Genomic DNA, 18,184 nt, shown 5'->3' with positions numbered 1-18,184 from the left:
ATGAAAACTTCGCGTCGCCCCGAGTTCCGCCTGCGCCCATCGGCGCTGGCGGTGGCCCTCGCATTTGCCCCGGGCCTGGTTCTGGCCCAGACCCTGCCCACCGCACCCAGCGTGGTGCAGGGCAGCGCCAACGTCACCCGGCCCGGCGCGGGGCAGATGAACGTGCAGCAGAACTCGCAGAACGTCGTCATCAATTGGCAGTCGTTCTCGATCGGGGCGAACGGGCGCGTGGTGTTCAACCAGCCCAACGCGCAGTCGGTGGCGCTCAACCGCGTGACCGGCAGTGACCCGTCGGCGATCTTCGGCAGCCTGTCGGCCAACGGCAAGGTCTTCCTCGTCAACCCGAACGGCGTGATGTTCGGTGCCGGCGCCAGCGTGAACGTGGGCGGCCTGGTGGCTTCGACGCTGAACATCTCAGACAGCGATTTCAGCGCCGGCCGCTACAGCTTCACGCGCGGAAACGCCGCACCGGCGGGGGTGGTCAACGAAGGCAACCTCCAGGCGGCGCCCGGTGGCGTGATCGCGCTGGTGGGCAGCACCGCCAGCAACAGCGGCACGATCAGCGCGCCGCAGGGCACGGTGGCGCTCGCATCGGGCAAGACCGTCACGCTCGACTTCCAGGGCGACGGCCTCACGCAGTTGCGTGTCACCGAAGCCGACCTGCAGGCGCTGGCCGCCAACACGGGCACGCTCGCCGCCGACGGCGGGCGGGTGTTGATGCTGGCCGACACCACGCAGGCGACCGGCTTCGTGGTCAACCAGGGTGGCATCGTGCGGGCGCGTTCGCTCACGCAGGGGCCGGGCGGCGTGCTGATCGCCGGCGGCGCGGGTGACGTGTCGGTCACCGGCAGTGTCGACGCCCAAGGCGCCAGCGGCCAGCGCGGCGGCGACGTGACCGTGAGCGGACGCAACGTCGGCCTGCTGGATGCCGGGCGCATCGACGCGAGCGGCGATCAGGGCGGCGGCCGCGTGCAACTGGTGGCGGGGTCGGTCGGCGGCAACGGCGGTGTGGTGGTGGTCGGGCGCGATGCGCAGATCGCGGTCGATGCCGGCACACGCGGCAACGGCGGCCGCGTCGACCTCACCGGTGACCATGCGCGTACGCTGGGCAGTGTTTCGGCGCGCGGCGGTGCGCTCGGGGGTGACGGCGGGCTCGTCAAGCTCAACGTCGGCGGCGGTGTCGAAACCACCGGCATGAGGGTCGATGCAAGCGCCGCGCACGGCGTGGCCGGCACGCTCAACATTGACCCGTTCGACGTCTTCATCTACGACTTTCCCAGCGGCGGCTACCAGCCCTCGCAACTGCCCAACCCGTTCGTGCCGGTGAACGAGAGCACGGTCTTCACCAACGACATCAACGCCACGCTGAACAACGGCACCAACGTCACCATCACCACCGGCGTGGCCGGCAGCTCCCCGGGCGGCACGATCTCGCTCGGCCGCACGATCTTCTCTTCCGGGCCGACCTCCACGCTCAGCGCCAACATCGTGCGCAGTGTCGGCACCGCGCCGGTCACGCTGCGGCTCGACGCGGCGCGAAACATCGTCACGGCGCCCGGCACGACCAACACGATCAGCTCGACCGCCGGGCCGCTGAACGTCGATTTCAACGCGAACGCCACCGGGCAGTTCGACGGCGGCATCAATCTGCAGGCCCTGACGCTGCGCAGCAATGGTGGCAACGTGCGGATGTTCGGCAGCGGCGACCCGGCGCTGCCTTCGTCGAGCGGCTTTGCCGGCGTCACTTTCGATCAGGTGACGATCGACACCCGAGTCGGCCAGTCCGATGCCAACGCCGGCGGCAACATCTCCGTGCTCGGCGAGACCCTGGGCGGCGGCAACTCGACCAACTACGGCGTGCAGTTCTTCCAGTCGACCCTGAACAGCTCCACCGGCTCCATCACGGTCAAGGGCAACTTCGACCCGCGTGGCACCTATGGCAGCGGCGTGCGCATCTCGGGTTCGACGCTGGCCTCGACCAGCGGCGCGATCTCGGTCACGGGGCTGGGCCGCTCGTTCATCGACAGTGAAACCGGCAGCGGCCACATCGCCGTTGGCGTCGACGTCGTCGACAGCACCTTGCGCAGCACCACCGGCCCCATCGACATTCGCGGCGGTGTCTTGCTCGAGCCTTCGAGCGGCTTCACCGATTCGACCGGCGTGTACCTGGGCGAAGGCGCCGCGGTGACCAGCAGCAGCGGCAACGTGTCCATCGCCGGCAGCACGGCCGACGGCGGCGCGGGCGTGTACATCGATGTCGGCTCCGAAGGCCCCGACGCGCTGGTTCTCGGCGGCCGTGTCACGCTGCGGGCCAGCAATGCCAACCAGAACACCGACGCGATCGTGATCGACGGCTCGGTCACGAGCACCGGCCTCATCAACGTGCGCCCCGGCGCGGTCGACGCGAGCGGCGCGCTGGTCGAGCGCAACGACGTGGCGATCAACATCGGCACCCAGACCGGGCTCGGGCTGAACCAGAACGAACTCGACAACCTCGTGGCCGGCACCACGCTCGTGCTCGGCTCCAGCCTCTACGGTGGCGTGATCACGGTGCAGACGGCGACCACGCTGGACAACAACCTGACGCTGCAGACCGGGGCGGGCGGCAGCATCGACATCGGCGCGCCGCTCTCGGTCGGCACCGGCACGCTGGCGCTGGTGAGCGCCGGCGCCGTCACGCAAGGCTCGTTCTTCGCCGGCGAAGGCCAGTTGGGGCTGCGCGATCGCACGCTCGACGCGCCGCTGGCCGGCCCGAACCAGACCGCCACGCTCACCGCCGGGCGCCTGCTGGTGCGTGCCGGCAGCGCCGAGCTCGACCTGGCCGGCAACAGCGTCGACGCCCTGGCCGCCAACACCGGCACGGGCTCGCTGCTCTACGCCAACAACAAGGCACTCGTGCTCGGCCCGGTCGCTGCGGTGGGTGTCGACGGCGCCAGCAACGCGGCGCTGGCGCTCGACGCCAATTCGCTGACCGGCGGCGCGATGAGCGTGCGCACCTTCGCCGGCAACATGACGCTGGCCGGCAACATTGCTGCCGGTACGCTCGACCTGGTGACACCGGGCACCTTCCAGAACACCGGCAACAGCACCATCACCGCGAGCAACCGCTGGCACCTGTACGCAGACACCTGGGTTGGTGAAACCCGCGGCGGTCTGGCCGGCAACGGCGCGCTGCCCAACATCTATGGCTGCAGCTTCGGTGTGACATGTGCGGCGACGCCCTCGCCCACCAACAACACCTTCATCTATGTGCAGCGCCCGACGCTGGCGGTCACGGTGAACAACCAGACCCGCACCTACGGCGACGCCAACCCGACCTTCACGGTCACCTCGACCGGCCTGCTCAACGGCGACGTGCAGGCCAATGTGGTCGGCGGCGCCCCGACGACGACCGCCAACGCGGGCAGCAACGTCGGCAACTACGTGATCAATGGCGCGACGCTGACCTCTCCCGCTGGTTATGTGCTGACGGTCACCAACGGCGCTCTCGCCGTCAACCCGGCCACGCTGACCTACGAAGCCGACCCGGCCACTCGCTCGCAGGGCCAGCCGAACCCGGCTTTCAGCGGTACGGTCACGGGCCTGCGCAACGAAGACTCGCTGGGGAGCGCGACGACCGGCACGCTGACCTGGACGTCGCCAGCCACCACGCTCTCGCAACCCGGCAACTACGCGATCAACGGCGGTGGCCTGAGCGCCACCAACTATGTCTTTGCGCAGGGCGAGGGCAACTCCGGTGCACTCACGGTCACGCCGGGTGGCCGGTCGCGCGCGCTGGCGGTGCTCGAACATGAACTCGGCGCAGGCGCGATCGAACCGCGTCGCGAAGACAAGGGCACCTACGTCTACGACCGCAACCTCGGGCTGCCGCAGATGTGCGTGCCCGACTCGCCGCTTGACGTCGACGCGGCCAGCCGCTCGATCGCCGACCTGCTCGCGGTGGAATGGGCCCGCCTGCGCACGCGGCCAAACATCTCCAACTGCTTCGACAGCGGCCGCAAGAACGCCTGCGGGGACTTTTGAGCACATGACCTTCGGCTGGCGTGGGTGGCGCCCGACATGACCTTAGACAACTGCGCGTGACCGGCTTGCTGCCTAAAGTCGTTCCACTGCGAATCGAAACGGGTTCGCACTCCACACCAACGCAAGAGACTTCAGAACATGGCCGAGATCAACGTTGACGCCTTCCTGGCCCCGGTGAGCGACACCGCGCCTTGTGGCGAAGACCTTGAGTACGACCCGTCGTTCCAGGTGCTCGAAGAGGCGGCGCGCGGCAAACCCGAGCAGCAGTTCGGCGACACCGTGATCGCGGCGCAAGAGCCCGACTGGCGCCTCATGCAGGAGCAGGCGGTCGCGCTGGCCCAACGCACACGCGACCTGCGCGTGGCCATCCACCTGCTGCGTGCCAACACGCGGCTGCACGGCTTCGGTGGGTTCGCCTCCGGCATCAAGCTGGTGCGCGGCCTGCTGGAGCAGCACTGGGCGCTGGTGCACCCGCAACTCGACGCCAGCGACAACAACGACCCCACCATGCGCCTGAACGCGCTGGCGCCGCTGGCCTTCCCCGACAGCGTGCTGGCCGACCTGCGCCAGGCGGTCATCGGCAACCCGCGTGACGGCATCACGGTTCGCCAGGTCGAGCTCGGCATGGGCAAGGCCGAGCCTTCGAGCGGCGAAAGTGTTCCCAGCCCATCGGGCGTGGCCGACGCCCTGGCCGCAGCCGACCAGCAGTTCCCGGGCCTGTTTGCCTTGCTGAGCACCGCCCACGCCGATGTCCAGGCGATCGAGGCCGTGATCGACACCCAGCTCGGCCCGGCCACCGGCCCCGACCTGCGCCCCTTGCGCGCACTCACCCAGTTGCTGGCGCAGGCCGCAGGCAGCGAGCCCGGGGCGGCTGCCGCGCCCGCGGATGCGCCTGACGGCGCGGCGCCGGTCGCGCGCGCAGCCGGTGTCGGCGCGATCAACAACCGCGAAGACGCGATCAAGGCGCTCGACCGCGTGTGCGACTGGATCAACCGCAACGAGCCCACCAACCCGGCCCCGCTGCTGATCCGCCGCGCGCAGCGCCTGATGGGCAAGAGTTTTCTCGAAATCATCCGCGACCTTGCGCCCGACGGCCTGAAAGACGTCGAGCGCATCGCCGGGGTGGACAGCGAATGACCCGCCGCGCACACTGCATTTTTTCTGAACCCCACAAGGAGTGATCCCCATGGCAACCAGCAGCCAGAAATTCATTGCCCGCAACCGCGCACCACGGGTCCAGATCGAATACGACGTGGAGCTCTACGGTGCCGAGAAGAAGGTGCAGCTGCCCTTCGTGATGGGCGTGCTGTCCGACCTGTCGGGCAAGCCCACCGAGCCGTTGCCGCCGGTGGCCGAGCGCAAGCTGCTCGAGTTCGACGTCGACAACTTCGATTCGCGCATGAAGTCGATGAAGCCGCGGGTCGCGTTCCAGGTGCCCAACACGCTCACCGGCGAAGGCAACCTGTCGGTCGACATCACTTTCGAAAACATGGACGACTTCTCGCCCGCCGCGGTGGCGCGCAAGGTCGACTCTCTGAGCAAGCTGCTGCAGGCACGTGAGCAGCTCTCGAACCTGATCACCTACATGGACGGCAAGACCGGCGCCGAAGAGCTGCTCGCCAAGGTGCTCGCCGACCCGGCGCTGCTCGGCACGCTGGCCGCTGCCAAGAAGCCCACCGACGCAGCCTGACCGGCACGAACCCACAGACCGACGGAGCAACTCACACCATGGCAACACAAGCAGAAGACTCGGCACTGAAGGGCGTCGAATACCAGGGCGGCGATTTCGCGTCGCTGCTCAACAAGGAATTCAAGCCGAAGAGCGACGAAGCCAAGTCGGCCGTCGAATCGGCGGTTCTCACGCTGGCGCAGCAGGCGCTGTCGCAGACCAAGCTGATCGGCAGCGACGTGGTCGCCTCCATCGAGGCGATGATCGCCGAGCTCGACGGCAAGCTCAGCGCGCAGATCAACCAGATCATGCACCACGCCGATTTCCAGCAGATCGAAAGCGCGTGGCGTGGCCTGCACCACCTCGTCAACAACACCGAGACTGACGAGTCGCTGAAGATCCGCGTGATGAACATCTCCAAGGCGGAGCTGGGCAAGACACTCAAGCGCTACAAGGGCACGGCCTGGGACCAGAGCCCGATCTTCAAGCGTGTGTACGAAGAAGAGTTCGGCCAATTCGGCGGCGAGCCTTTCGGTTGCCTGGTCGGTGACTACTACTTCAACCACGGCCCGCAAGACGTCGAGCTGCTCGGCGAAATGGCCAAGGTGGCTGCGGCCGCGCACACGCCCTTTATCGCCGCGGCCGACCCGGGCCTGGCGCAAATGGGTTCGTGGCAGGAACTCGCCAACCCACGCGACCTGACCAAGATCTTCACCACGCCCGAGTACGCCGCCTGGCGCTCGCTGCGCGAGTCCGACGACGCGCGCTACATCGGCCTGGCCATGCCGCGTTTCCTGGCGCGCATTCCGTACGGTGCCAAGACCAACCCGGTCGAAGAGTTCAACTTCGAAGAAGAAACCGCCAACGCCGACCACACGAAGTACACCTGGGCCAATTCGGCCTATGCGATGGCGGTCAACATCAACCGTTCTTTCAAGCAGTACGGCTGGTGCTCGCGCATCCGCGGCATCGAGTCGGGCGGTTCGGTCGAAGGTTTGCCCACGCACACCTTCCCCACCGACGACGGCGGTGTCGACATGAAGTGCCCGACCGAGATCGCCATCAGCGACCGGCGCGAGGCCGAGCTGGCGAAGAACGGCTTCATGCCGCTGGTGCACCGCAAGAACTCCGACTTCGCGGCCTTCATCGGCGCCAACTCGCTGCAGAAGCCGGCCGAATACGACGACCCCGATGCCACCGCCAACGCCAACCTGGCCGCGAAGCTGCCTTACCTGTTCGCCACCTGCCGCTTCGCGCACTACCTGAAGTGCATCGTGCGCGACAAGGTCGGCTCCTTCAAGGAGAAGGACGACATGGCCAAGTGGCTCAACAACTGGATCATGAACTACGTCGACGGCGACCCGGCGAACTCGTCGGAAACCACCAAGGCGCAAAAGCCGCTCGCGGCCGCCGAGGTGACCGTCGAAGAAATCCCCGGCAACCCAGGCTACTACTCGTCGAAGTTTTTCCTGCGGCCCCACTACCAACTCGAAGGGCTCACGGTTTCGTTGCGACTCGTCTCCAAGCTGCCTTCACAGAAGCAGCAGTAACTCACCTCTGATCGATCACAGGTTTTTCAGCAGTCCGTCTTTCAGCGTCGTCACCAGCACACGCAAACCTTTCACCACATCACTCAAGGAGTTTTCATCATGAGCGGCGACTTTCATATCAAGTTCGACGGCGTCGAAGGCGAAGCCACCCACAAGGACCACAAGGGCGAGATCGAGCTTCTGTCTTGGAGCTGGGAAGTGACCCAGACCACCGGCGCCGCCACGGGCGGCGGTTCGGGGCGTGGCAAGGCGATCCCGGGCGAGTTCGTGATCTCGCACGTCTACGACAAGGCTTCGCCCGTGCTGGCGAAGCACTGCGCGGCGGGCAAACACTTCAAGGACGCGAAACTCACTGCCCGCAAGGCAGGCGAAGGTCAGAAGGCTTTCCTCGTGGTCACGATGAAGGAAGTGTTCATCACCAGCGTGAGTCCTTCGGCAGGTTCGGAGGGCAACATCGAGGAAGAAGTGCGCTGCACCTACAAGGACATCGAGTTTGCCTACAAGGCCCAGGACGACAAGGGTGGTCTGGGCGGCGAAGTGAAGTTCGGCTGGAACACCTCGACCACCGAGACACGCTGAGTCACAGGCGAGCGCGCGGCCCGCGGGTCGCGCTCTCGTTCAAGCAGTCGAATGGCGTGCCCGCCGAAACGGGTGCGCCGAAGGATTCAACATGCCCTCCTCACCAGCCCCTGTCGCCGGTGGCGCGATCGATGTCTTTCTGAGCGTGCAGTCCAAACGTGCTGGCAAGCTCAAAGGCGAGAGCAGCGCTGTCGATCACAAGGACGAAATCGTTCTGCAGGGCTGGAGCTGGGGCGTGGCCTCGGCATCGGCGCTGGGTTCGTCGCAGGCGACCGGTCGGCGCAGCTACAAGAACCTCGTTGTCACCAAGCGCATCGACGCGGCGTCGACGGCGTTGATGAGCGTGCTGGCCACCAACGACGAAGTGAAGGAGGCCAAGCTGTCGATGCGCAAGGCCGGTGAAGGCCAGCGCGACTTCTTCACCATCACCTTGTCACAAGCGCGTGTCACCGCGCTCGACATCGAATGTGGTGAGGACGGCGACGCGATCGAGCGGGTCAGTTTCAGCTTCAACAAGGTTTCTGTGGAGCACGAGCGCCAGCAGGGCACCGGGCAGCGCGGTGGCAGCACCAGCTTCCAGGACGAGATTCTTCCCGTTTGAACCATGGCCACGACCCCTCAGGAACTGCTCGCTGCCGGTGACCCGGCCCAGGCGCTGGTCGCGCTGCAAGCCCAGGTGCGCGAAAAGCCGGGCGACCCGAAGCTCCGCGTTTTCCTGTTCCAGTTGCTGAGTGTTCTGGGGCAGTGGGAACGGGCGCTGGCGCAGCTCGAGATCTGCGGCCAGCTCGACCATGGCGCTTTGGCCATGGTCAACACCTACCGCGAAGCGATCAAGTGCGAAGCGGTGCGCGGCGCCGTGTTCGCCGGCAAGACAACGCCAGTCGTCTTCGGGCAACCCGCCGCCTGGGTCGCGATGCTGATCGAAGCGTTGGCGCAAGAGGCGCAAGGCCAACTCGCCCAGGCGCAGCACTTGCGCGCCAACGCGTTCGAGCAGGCACCCACCAGCGCCGGCAGCCTGAACGGCGAGGCTTTCGACTGGATCGCTGATGCCGATTCGCGCCTCGGCCCCGTGCTCGAGGTGGTGCTCAACGGGCGCTACACCTGGGTGCCTTTCGCGGCGCTGTCGGCCATCAAGGTCGAACCACCCGAAGACCTGCGCGACATGGTCTGGTCGGCCGTGCACCTCACCTTCAGCAACGGTGGCGACTCCGTGGCGCTCGTGCCCACCTGTTACCCCGGCACGCGCGAGCAGCAGAACGGCGTGCTCAAGCTCGCACGTTCCACCGCGTGGGTCGAGCTTGGCGCCGACCAGTTCGCCGGGCTGGGCCAGCGCCTGTTGTCGACCAGCAGTGTCGAGATGGGCTTGTTGGAAGCGCGCGAGATCAAGCTCGCAAGCGCCGCATGAACGTTCGTGACCGCCTGCAACCCGCGCTGCTGGACCGCCTGACCGACCTGGCACCGCTGTCCTCGGTCGAAGCGGACGACGCGCGGGTGATGAACAAGTCGCAGATCCGCGACGCGGTGCTGCGTGACCTGTCGTGGTTGCTCAACTCGGTGCAGTCGCTCGGCAAGCTGGCCGAGCAGTATCCGCAGGCAGGTGACTCGGTGCTGAACTACGGCCTGCCAGCCATGTCGGGCCAGCTGGCCTCGCGGGTCGACGTGGGCGTGCTCGAGCGCACCATCAAGCACGCCATCGTGCGGTTCGAGCCAAGGGTGATGGAAGACTCGCTCGAGGTCAAGGCGCTCGAAGCCACCAGCGTGCTCGACACCCACAACGTCATCGAATTCGAGATCCGCGGCTTCATGTGGGCCCAGCCGGTGCCGCTGGAGCTTCTGCTGCGCACCCAGATCGACCTGGAAGCAGGCCAGGTCGAAGTGCGTGACATGGCTGCTTCGGCGCCGCGGCGGAGGCCCTGATGGACCCGAACCTGCTGCGCCACTACAACGAGGAGCTGACGCACCTGCGTGAGGTCGGTGCCGAGTTCGCGCAGGAGTTTCCGAAGATCGCCGCGCGCCTGTCGCTCGACGGGCTCGAAGTGTCCGACCCGTATGTCGAGCGCCTGCTCGAAGGTTTTGCGTTCCTGACCGCGCGCATCCAGCTCAAGCTCGACGCCGAGCACCCGCGCTTCGTGCAGCACCTGCTCGAAACCGTGTACCCGGGTTTCCTGTCGCCGGTGCCGTCGATGATGATCGCGCGCATGCGACCCGACCCGCTCGACCCCAACCTCGGGCGCGGCTTCACCGTTCCACGCGGCAGCGCTCTCACCAGCGAGCTGGCGCGCGGTCAGAACACGCACTGCGAATTCCGCACCGCACACGACGTGACGCTGTGGCCGATCGAGATCGCCGCGGTGCAGTACTTCAGCTTCGCGCCCGATCTGCCGCTGAACCAGTTGCCGGTGGCCAAACCGGTTCGCGGCGGCTTGCGCATCAAGCTGCGGCTGCAGGGCGGTCTCAAGTTCAAGCAGTTGCGGCTCGATCAGCTGCAGCTGTTCATTTCAGCGCCCGACGAAGTCGCCTTCCGGCTGCACGAGCTGGTGCTCGGCAACTCGGTCGGCACGTTCGTGGTGGGTGGCAGCCACGGCGCGTCGGCCGGTTTTTCCGACGGCGAATCGGTGCAGCCGGTGGGTTTCGAAGACACGCATGCGCTCTTGCCCGAGACGCTGCGCGGCTTCAGCGGCAACCGCCTGCTGCAGGAACTGGCGGCCATGCCGCAGCGTTTCCTGTTCTTCGAGATCAACGATCTGGCCCGCCGCCTGGCCTCGGTCGACAGCGCCGAAGCCGAGATCGTCTTGCTGTTTTCGCGTGGGGAAGCCGCCCTTGAATCGCTGGTGGACGCCGGCAGCCTCGCGCTCTTTTGTACGCCCGCGATCAACCTCTTCCCGAAGCGGCTCGATCGCATCCAGCTCGGTGCCGGCAGCTGGGAGCACCATGTCGTGCCCGACCGCACCCGGCCGATGGACCACGAGGTGCACACGCTCGAGTCTGTCACCGGCTACGGCGTGGCGCAGGTGTCGGAGCAGAGCTTTCAGCCGCTCTACGCGAGCTTTCACGAGGCTTCGAGCAACCACGGGGCCTACTACACCGTGCGCCGCGAGCCGCGCCTGCTGTCGGCGCGCCAGCGCCTCGAGGGCCCGCGCTCGGCCTACATGGGGCAAGAGGTCTTCCTGTCGCTGGTTGACCCGCAGAACGCACCGTACCGCGAAGACATCCGTCAGCTCTCGGTCACGGCCCTCGTGACCAACCGCGACCTGCCCACGCTGCTGCCCGGCAGCACCACCAACTGGCTGCTCGACGGCGCCGGCCCGGCCGGGCGCATCGAAACGCTGCGTGGGCCCACGCGCCCGGTGCAGCGCCTGGCGCGTGGCGACGTGGGCTGGGCGATGGTCAGCATGCTCACGCTGAACTACCTGAGCATCGCCGGCGAAGACCCGAAGCGCGCCGCTTCGGCACTGCGGACCTTGCTCACGCTGCACGGGCCTGAACAAGACACGTCGTGGACCAAGCAGGTCGAAAGCATCCACTGGCTCGAAGCCCGTTCGGTGGTGCGGCGCCTGCCATTCCCCGGGCCGTTGACCTTCGGCTGCGGGGTCGAGGTCACGGCGCTGGTCGACGAGCTCGGCTTCCAGGGCTCAAGCGCGTTCCTGATGGGCAGCGTGCTCGACCGCTTCTTTACCCGCCATGCCGCGGCCAACAGCTTCTGCGAAACCGTGCTGCGCTCGGCTTCGCGTGGCGAGATCATGCGCAGTGCGCCGCGCATCGGCAGCCACGCCGTTCTGTAGCCATGACCGACGACGCCCGCACCTTGCACGAGCGACGCGCGCGTTTGTTCGACAGCCTGGCGGCCGCGCCCTGGGCGCATGATTTCTACGCCGTGCTGCGCCAGATCGAGTCGTTGTCGCCGGCCTCGCCGCGCCTGGGCCGCGCGTTGCGCCCGAGCGCCGAGCCGCTGCGCCTCGGGCAAGAGCCCGAGCTCGACTTCGCACCGGCCGCGCTGATGTCGTTCAAGGCCGATGCCGGTGGCGGCAAGCCGCCGCGTCTGGGCACACGCTTCTTCGGACTGTTCGGGCCGATGGGCCCGCTGCCGCTGCACCTCACCGAATACGCCCGCGACCGCCAGCGCAACCACGCCGACCCCACCCTGGTGCGCTTCGCCGACATCTTTCATCACCGCGCGCTGTTGCTCTTCTACCGCGCCTGGGCTCACAGCCAGCCGGCGGTGCACGCCGATCGGCCGAACGACGACCAGTTCTCCAAGTGGGTCAGTGCGCTGTTCGGCCAGGCGCCGGCCGCCTTGCGCCACGCCGATGCCGTGCCCGACACGGCCAAGCGCTTTGCGGCGGGCCACTTGGCGCGGCCGACGCGCAACCCCGAGAGCATCGCCAAGGTGTTGCGCCAGTACTTCAAGGTGCCGGTGCGGGTCGAGTCCTATGTGGGCCACTGGATGCACCTGCGTGCCGAAGACCGCAGCCGCCTCGGCCGCGCCGGGGGTGGCCGCAGCGCGCGGCTCGGCGTGTCGGCCGTGGCCGGTGCCAAGGTCTGGGACCGGCAATACAAGATGAGGCTGCACCTCGGCCCGCTCACGCTGGCGCAGTACGAGCAGTTTCTGCCCGGCCGCCGCTCGCTGGTCGAGCTGCGCGACTGGATGCGCCAGCTGCTCGGCTTCGACATGCTCTGGGACCTGCAGCTCGTGCTCAAGGGCAACGAGGTGCCCGAGCTGAGGCTCGGGCACGGTGCCAGCGCCGCGCTGGGGCGCAGCAGCTGGCTCGGCCGCAACAAGACCCCGCACACCGACCGTGGCGACCTTCGCCTGGACCTCGCGCGCCTCGGCGCGCGCCCAATGAAACAGGGAGACATTCATGGCTGAAATCAGTCGCACCGCACTTTTCGGCAAGCTCAACCCGCTGTCGTACAAGGCGATCGAAGGCGCGTTCGTGTTCTGCAAACTGCGTGGCAACCCGTTCGTCGAGTTGCAGCACTGGCTGTTCCAGATCCTGCAGACCCAAGACTCCGACCTGCACCGCCTGGCCAAGCACTACGGCATCGACGCCTCGGTGCTCGTGACCGACCTGCAGAACTCGCTCGACCGGCTGCCGCGCGGTGCGGCTTCGGTGACCGACCTGTCGTCATTCGTCGAAGACGCTGTCGAGCGTGCCTGGGTCTACGGCTCGCTGATGTTCGGTGGCACGCAGGTGCGCACCGGCTACCTGATCGTCGGCCTGCTCAAGACCAAGACGCTGCGCAACGTGCTGCTCTCGATCAGCAAACAGTTCGAACGCATCGAGGTCGACGACCTCGCGAAGAACTTCCACTCGCTGCTCGGCACCTCGCCCGAAGAAGGCCAGGCGGCGAGCGAGAGCGGCGCCGAGCCCGGTGAAACCAGCGGTGCGATCGGGCCTGCGGCGATGGGCAAGCAAGAGGCGCTGAAGAAGTTCACCACCGACCTGACCGAGCAGGCGCGCGGCGGCAAGATGGACCCGATCGTCGGCCGCGACGACGAGATCCGCCAGGTCGTCGACATCCTGATGCGGCGGCGCCAGAACAACCCGATCCTGATCGGCGAAGCCGGTGTGGGCAAGACGGCAGTGGTCGAAGGTTTTGCGCAGCGCATCGCGCGCGGCGACGTGCCGCCTTCGCTGAAAGACGTGGAGCTGCGCGTGCTCGACGTCGGCCTGCTGCAGGCCGGCGCCAGCATGAAAGGCGAATTCGAGCAGCGCCTGCGTTCGGTGATCGACGAGGTGCAGGCCTCGGCCAAGCCCATCATCCTGTTCATCGACGAAACCCACACGCTGGTTGGCGCGGGTGGCGCGGCCGGCACCGGTGACGCGGCCAACCTGCTGAAGCCGGCGCTCGCACGCGGCCAGCTGCGCACGATCGGCGCGACCACCTTCGCCGAGTACAAGAAGCACATCGAAAAAGACCCGGCGCTGACGCGCCGCTTCCAGAGCATCCAGGTCGACGAGCCCGACGAAGCGCGCGCGATTTTGATGATGCGCGGCGTGGCCTCGACGATGGAGAAGCACCACAAGGTGCAGATCCTCGACGAAGCGCTCGAAGCCGCGGTGAAACTCTCGCACCGCTACATCCCGGGCCGGCAGTTGCCCGACAAGTCGGTGAGCCTGATCGACACCGCTTGCGCCCGCGTGGCGGTGAGCCTGCATGCCACACCCGCCGAGGTGGACGACTGCAGCAAGCGCATCGAAGCACTCGAAACCGAAGAAGGCATCATCGGCCGTGAGAACGCGATCGGCGTCGACACCGCGAAGCGCGCCGCGCAGGTGAAAGAACAGCTCGTCGCCGAGCGGGCGCGGCTCGAAGGGCTGCAAGCGCGCTGGCAGGCCGAGAAAGCACTGGTCGACCAACTGCTTGACCTGCGTGCCAAGCTGCGCGGCGCGGTGGAGCCCGTGGAAGGCACGGGCAGCCAACTCGAAAAGGTGGCCGACGCCGCGGCCACCGACACGCCGAAGATGTCGGACGCGCAACGCAGCGCTGCGCTTGGCGAGCTGAAGCGCGTGCAGGGCGAACTGGCCGCGCTGCAAGGCGAAAGCCCGCTGATCCTGCCCACCGTCGACTACCAGGCCGTGGCCAGCGTCGTTGGCGACTGGACCGGCATCCCGGTCGGGCGCATGGCCGCCAACGAGATCGAGACGGTGCTGAAGCTGCCCCAATTGCTGGGCGCTCGCGTGATCGGCCAAGACCACGCGATGGAGATGATTGCCAAGCGCATCCAGACCTCGCGGGCGATGCTCGACAACCCGAGCAAGCCGATCGGCGTGTTCATGCTCGCCGGCACCTCGGGCGTGGGCAAGACAGAGACCGCGCTCGCGCTGGCCGAAACGCTGTACGGCGGCGAGCAGAACCTCATCACCATCAACATGAGCGAGTACCAGGAGGCGCACACCGTCTCCACGCTCAAGGGCGCGCCACCGGGCTACGTGGGCTACGGCGAAGGCGGTGTGTTGACCGAGGCCGTGCGCCGCCGGCCCTACAGCGTGGTGCTGCTCGACGAAGTGGAGAAGGCTCACCCCGACGTGCACGAACTGTTCTTCCAGGTCTTCGACAAGGGCTGGATGGAAGACGGCGAAGGCCGCCTGATCGACTTCAAGAACACCATCATCCTGCTGACCTCGAACGCTGGCAGCGAGATGATCATGAGCCTGTGCAAGGACCCGGAGCTCATGCCCGAGCCCGACGCCATCGCCAAGGCCTTGCGCGAGCCCTTGCTCAAGGTCTTCCCGGCGGCCTTGCTCGGGCGCATCGTCACGATCCCGTACTTTCCGCTCAGCGAGACCATGCTCGCGCAGATCGTCAAGCTGCAGCTGAACCGCATCAAGAAGCGCGTCGAGGCGAACCACGGCGTGCCTTTCCTGTTCGACGATGCCGTCGTCAAGCTGGTCGTGAGCCGCTGCAACGAGATCGAGAGTGGCGGGCGCGTGATCGACGCGCTGCTCACCAACACCGTGCTGCCGCGCATCAGCCACGAGTACCTCACCCGCCTGGCCACCGGCGCGCCACTGCAGAAGGTGGCGCTGTCGGTCGAAGCCGGCGACTTCGCGTATGCGTTCGACTGAAGCCACTGCGGCGCGCCGACCGCGCGCCGTGCAGGGGGCGGCAAAGCTGGCGCAACGCCAGCAGCTCGAGCACGCCGTGGGCTTGTTGCGTGCGAAAGAGCTCGACAAGGCGGCCCTCGTCTTCGAGTCGGTGTTGCAACGTTGGCCGGGTCAGCCCGACGCGTTGCACTTCCTCGGCGTGCTCAAGCACCAGACGGGCGACAGCGACGCCGCGATCGCGCTCATCAAGCGGGCCATCGAAGCGCTGCCCGGCGTCGTCGGCCCGTTGAACAACCTGGGCAATGTGCTGGTCGAGGCGCAACGTTTCGAAGAGGCCGAAGCCGCGTTCCGCCAGTGCCTCGAGCTGCAGCCCGACTTCGTCGACGCACTCAGCAACCTTGCCACCATCCACAGCAAGCGCGGCGACCACGCCGAGGCCGAAGCGCTGTGCCGCCGCGCCATCGCGGCAAAGCCCGACTTCGGGCAAGCCTGGTACAACCTGTCGGTGTCATTGCTGGCACAAAAGCGCATCGAAGAAGGCCTGGCCGCCAACAGCCGCGCGATCCTGCTGTGGCCCAAGCACCTGCAGGCGCGCGACGCCGTGGCGCGCGCGCTGGTGTTCCTGGGCCGCCTCGACGAAGCGGCCACGCTTTACCGCGAGTGGCTCAAGGTCGACCCCGACAACCCGGTGATCCGGCACCACCTCGCGGCCTGCTCGGGCGGCCAGGCCCCCGAGCGCGCGAGCGACGCGTATGTCGAAAGAACCTTCGATGCTTTCGCGGCCACCTTCGATGCCAACCTCAGCGCGCTGGGCTACCGCGCGCCGGGCCTCGTGGCCACATTGCTGCGTGAGCTGCTCCCCGAGCCGGCGCGCCAGTTCGACATCCACGACCTGGGCTGCGGTACCGGCCTGTGCGGCCCGCTGGTGCGCGACTGGGCGCGCGAGCTGAGCGGCTGCGACCTGTCGAGCGGCATGCTCGCCAAGGCCGAGCGGCGGCAGGTCTACGACCGCCTCGACCACGCCGAACTCGTGGCCCACATGCTCGCGCACCCACTGCGTTTCGACGCCCTGATCTGCGCCGACACGCTGTGTTATTTCGGCGAGCTCGGCGAGGCCTTGCGTGCGTCGGCCCAGTCGATGCGCCCGGGCGGCACACTCGTGTTCACCGTCGAAGCGAATCTCGCCGACGACGCAGCGCCCTACCAGCTTCAATCGCACGGCCGGTACGCGCATCGCCGCGACTACGTCGAGCACTCGCTCGCGCAAGCCGGTCTGGTGCCTTGCGCACTGCGTCAGGAAACCCTGCGCCACGAGGCCGGCCGGCCGGTCGTCGGCTGGCTGGTCGCGGCGCGCCACAGCAAGGAGCAAGCACCATGAGCGACGGCTTCTTTCGCAGCTACACCGGCTGGAACGGCCGGCTCGTGCACCCGAACTCCAGTGCCGGGGCCGGCGGGCCCGGCAACTTCTGCAGCGTCGGCTTGCTCGGCCAATGGGGTGATCTCGACCTGCTGCTGCGGGCCCAGCACCCGATGTCGCCGCGAACCCTGCAATGCACCGCGAACGACCGGCCGCCGGCGGCGGCGCCCGAGCCCGACATCGACTTCCTGTTCATCCAGTGCCTGAACCCGACGCGTGGCCTCACGGCCGAGGACTACCAGGCGGCCGCCACCACACTGGGTGTCGACGCCGCCAGCATCATGACCGTCGCCGAAGTCGAGACCTCGGGCGCGGCGTTCGACGACCAGGGGCGGCCGCGCATCCTGTTCGAGCGCCACTACTTCCACAAGGCGACCGGTGGCAAGTTCGCCGCCAAGCACCCGACCATCTCGGCCAAGACGGGGGGCGGCTACGGCAAGTTCTCGGCGCAGTACGGCAAGCTCCAGGAAGCCTACGAACTCGACAAGGACGCGGCGCTGGGCTCGGCCTCGTGGGGCCGCTTCCAGATCATGGGCAGCAACTACAAGGCGGCGGGGTTCACGTCGGTGCGCGCCTTCGTGAAGGCGATGACGCGCTCCGAAGCCGATCATCTGCGCGCGTTCGTGAGTTTCGTGGCCGCCAACCCGAAGATGAAGAAGGCCCTGCAGGACCGCGACTGGGCTGCGTTTGCCAAGGCCTACAACGGCAAGGGCTACGCCAAGAACAAGTACGACGAGAAGCTCGCCGCCGCCTACAAGAAGTTCGCGGCGCCAACCCCGCCGCTGCAAGCACCCGTGCGAACGCCGACCCCAACCCCGGTGCCGACCCAGCCTTCGGTTCCGGCTCCGAAGATCACGCTCGGGCGCATGACATGAATCGCGGCGCGAAACTCGGCCTGGTGCTGGCGGTGGTCGCCGCCACGCAAGCGCACGCCGCCCGGGCGCAGAGCCTGTGCGCCAAGGACGAGACCACCTATTTCAGCTGCCCTGCCAGCAATGGGCGGTCGATCAACCTGTGTGGCAAACCTGACCAGACCTTGCAGTACCGCTTCGGCAGGCCGGGGCGTGCGGAGCTCACCTTTCCGGCGCGGCCGGAAGACGGCATCGACACGTTCCGCTATGCGCACTACTTTCGCGCCCAGGTCGACCGATTCGAGCTCCGCTTCGACAACGCGGGGGTCGAGTACGTGCTCTTCGACTATGCCGAGTCCGGCCGTCGGCAGGCCGGGGTCACGGTCACGGTGGCTGGCAAGGAAAGCAGCGTCGCGTGCCGTGGGCCGGTGCGGAGCCGCCTCGGCGAGCTCGAGGGCAAGCTGAAGTGCGACACCGAGAGTGCCTTGACCGGTGGCGCTTGCCGCTGAAGGCATGACTTTCGTCGCTTTACCGCGATGGCCGTA

The 18,184-nt window shown here is 67.3% G+C and carries 14 protein-coding genes; all 14 read left to right on the top strand.

Features of this window, described 5'->3' with window-relative positions; genetic code table 11:
• The 14 genes from AC30PD_RS23245 (at position 1) to AC30PD_RS23180 (ending at position 18,148) form a co-directional block, all read left to right on the top strand.
• Positions 1-4,023, top strand: a complete 4,023-nt coding sequence (locus AC30PD_RS23245) for a two-partner secretion domain-containing protein (RefSeq protein ID WP_489538081.1) — start codon at positions 1-3, stop codon at positions 4,021-4,023.
• Between the two features lie 138 nt (positions 4,024-4,161).
• Entirely contained in the window at positions 4,162-5,160 is a 999-nt protein-coding gene (gene tssA / locus AC30PD_RS23240; RefSeq protein ID WP_489538080.1) for a type VI secretion system protein TssA, read from the top strand.
• Between the two features lie 49 nt (positions 5,161-5,209).
• A complete protein-coding gene (gene tssB, locus AC30PD_RS23235) occupies positions 5,210-5,713 on the top strand; it encodes a type VI secretion system contractile sheath small subunit (RefSeq protein ID WP_489538079.1) in 504 nt (167 codons plus the stop codon).
• A 38-nt stretch (positions 5,714-5,751) separates the two neighbouring features.
• Positions 5,752-7,242, top strand: coding sequence for a type VI secretion system contractile sheath large subunit (gene tssC / locus AC30PD_RS23230; RefSeq protein ID WP_489538078.1), 1,491 nt, complete (start codon positions 5,752-5,754; stop codon positions 7,240-7,242).
• A gap of 99 nt (positions 7,243-7,341) precedes the next feature.
• The gene (locus AC30PD_RS23225) at positions 7,342-7,821 is read left to right on the top strand and encodes an Hcp family type VI secretion system effector (protein ID WP_489538077.1); all 480 of its coding nucleotides are present in this window, start codon (positions 7,342-7,344) and stop codon (positions 7,819-7,821) included.
• Between the two features lie 91 nt (positions 7,822-7,912).
• Entirely contained in the window at positions 7,913-8,422 is a 510-nt protein-coding gene (locus AC30PD_RS23220) for an Hcp family type VI secretion system effector (RefSeq protein ID WP_489538076.1), read from the top strand.
• A 3-nt stretch (positions 8,423-8,425) separates the two neighbouring features.
• Entirely contained in the window at positions 8,426-9,226 is an 801-nt protein-coding gene (locus AC30PD_RS23215) for a type VI secretion system accessory protein TagJ (RefSeq protein WP_489538075.1), read from the top strand.
• Positions 9,223-9,738 carry a type VI secretion system baseplate subunit TssE gene (gene tssE / locus AC30PD_RS23210; protein ID WP_489538074.1) on the top strand — a complete coding sequence of 172 codons (516 nt, stop codon included), beginning with the start codon at positions 9,223-9,225 and terminating at the stop codon, positions 9,736-9,738. The genes AC30PD_RS23215 and tssE overlap by 4 nt, the downstream gene beginning before the upstream one ends.
• A complete protein-coding gene (gene tssF / locus AC30PD_RS23205; RefSeq protein ID WP_489538073.1) occupies positions 9,738-11,603 on the top strand; it encodes a type VI secretion system baseplate subunit TssF in 1,866 nt (621 codons plus the stop codon). Before tssE ends, tssF begins: the two co-directional genes overlap by 1 nt.
• A gap of 2 nt (positions 11,604-11,605) precedes the next feature.
• The gene (tssG, locus tag AC30PD_RS23200; protein WP_489538072.1) at positions 11,606-12,688 is read left to right on the top strand and encodes a type VI secretion system baseplate subunit TssG; all 1,083 of its coding nucleotides are present in this window, start codon (positions 11,606-11,608) and stop codon (positions 12,686-12,688) included.
• Positions 12,681-15,392 carry a type VI secretion system ATPase TssH gene (gene tssH, locus AC30PD_RS23195; protein ID WP_489538071.1) on the top strand — a complete coding sequence of 904 codons (2,712 nt, stop codon included), beginning with the start codon at positions 12,681-12,683 and terminating at the stop codon, positions 15,390-15,392. The genes tssG and tssH overlap by 8 nt, the downstream gene beginning before the upstream one ends.
• Entirely contained in the window at positions 15,379-16,749 is a 1,371-nt protein-coding gene (locus AC30PD_RS23190) for a tetratricopeptide repeat protein (RefSeq protein WP_489538070.1), read from the top strand. Before tssH ends, AC30PD_RS23190 begins: the two co-directional genes overlap by 14 nt.
• Positions 16,746-17,663: an N-acetylmuramidase family protein gene (locus AC30PD_RS23185; RefSeq protein WP_489538069.1), complete on the top strand. Its 918-nt coding sequence runs from the start codon at positions 16,746-16,748 to the stop codon at positions 17,661-17,663. The genes AC30PD_RS23190 and AC30PD_RS23185 overlap by 4 nt, the downstream gene beginning before the upstream one ends.
• A complete protein-coding gene (locus AC30PD_RS23180; RefSeq protein ID WP_489538068.1) occupies positions 17,660-18,148 on the top strand; it encodes a hypothetical protein in 489 nt (162 codons plus the stop codon). Before AC30PD_RS23185 ends, AC30PD_RS23180 begins: the two co-directional genes overlap by 4 nt.
• Positions 18,149-18,184 lie beyond the last annotated feature (36 nt).

It is taken from the genome of Rhizobacter sp., assembly GCF_032229685.1.
Lineage (GTDB): Bacteria > Pseudomonadota > Gammaproteobacteria > Burkholderiales > Burkholderiaceae_C > LMDS01.
The sequence above is the reverse complement of the archived record's forward strand: the minus strand, read 5'-3'. Positions and strand labels throughout refer to the sequence as shown.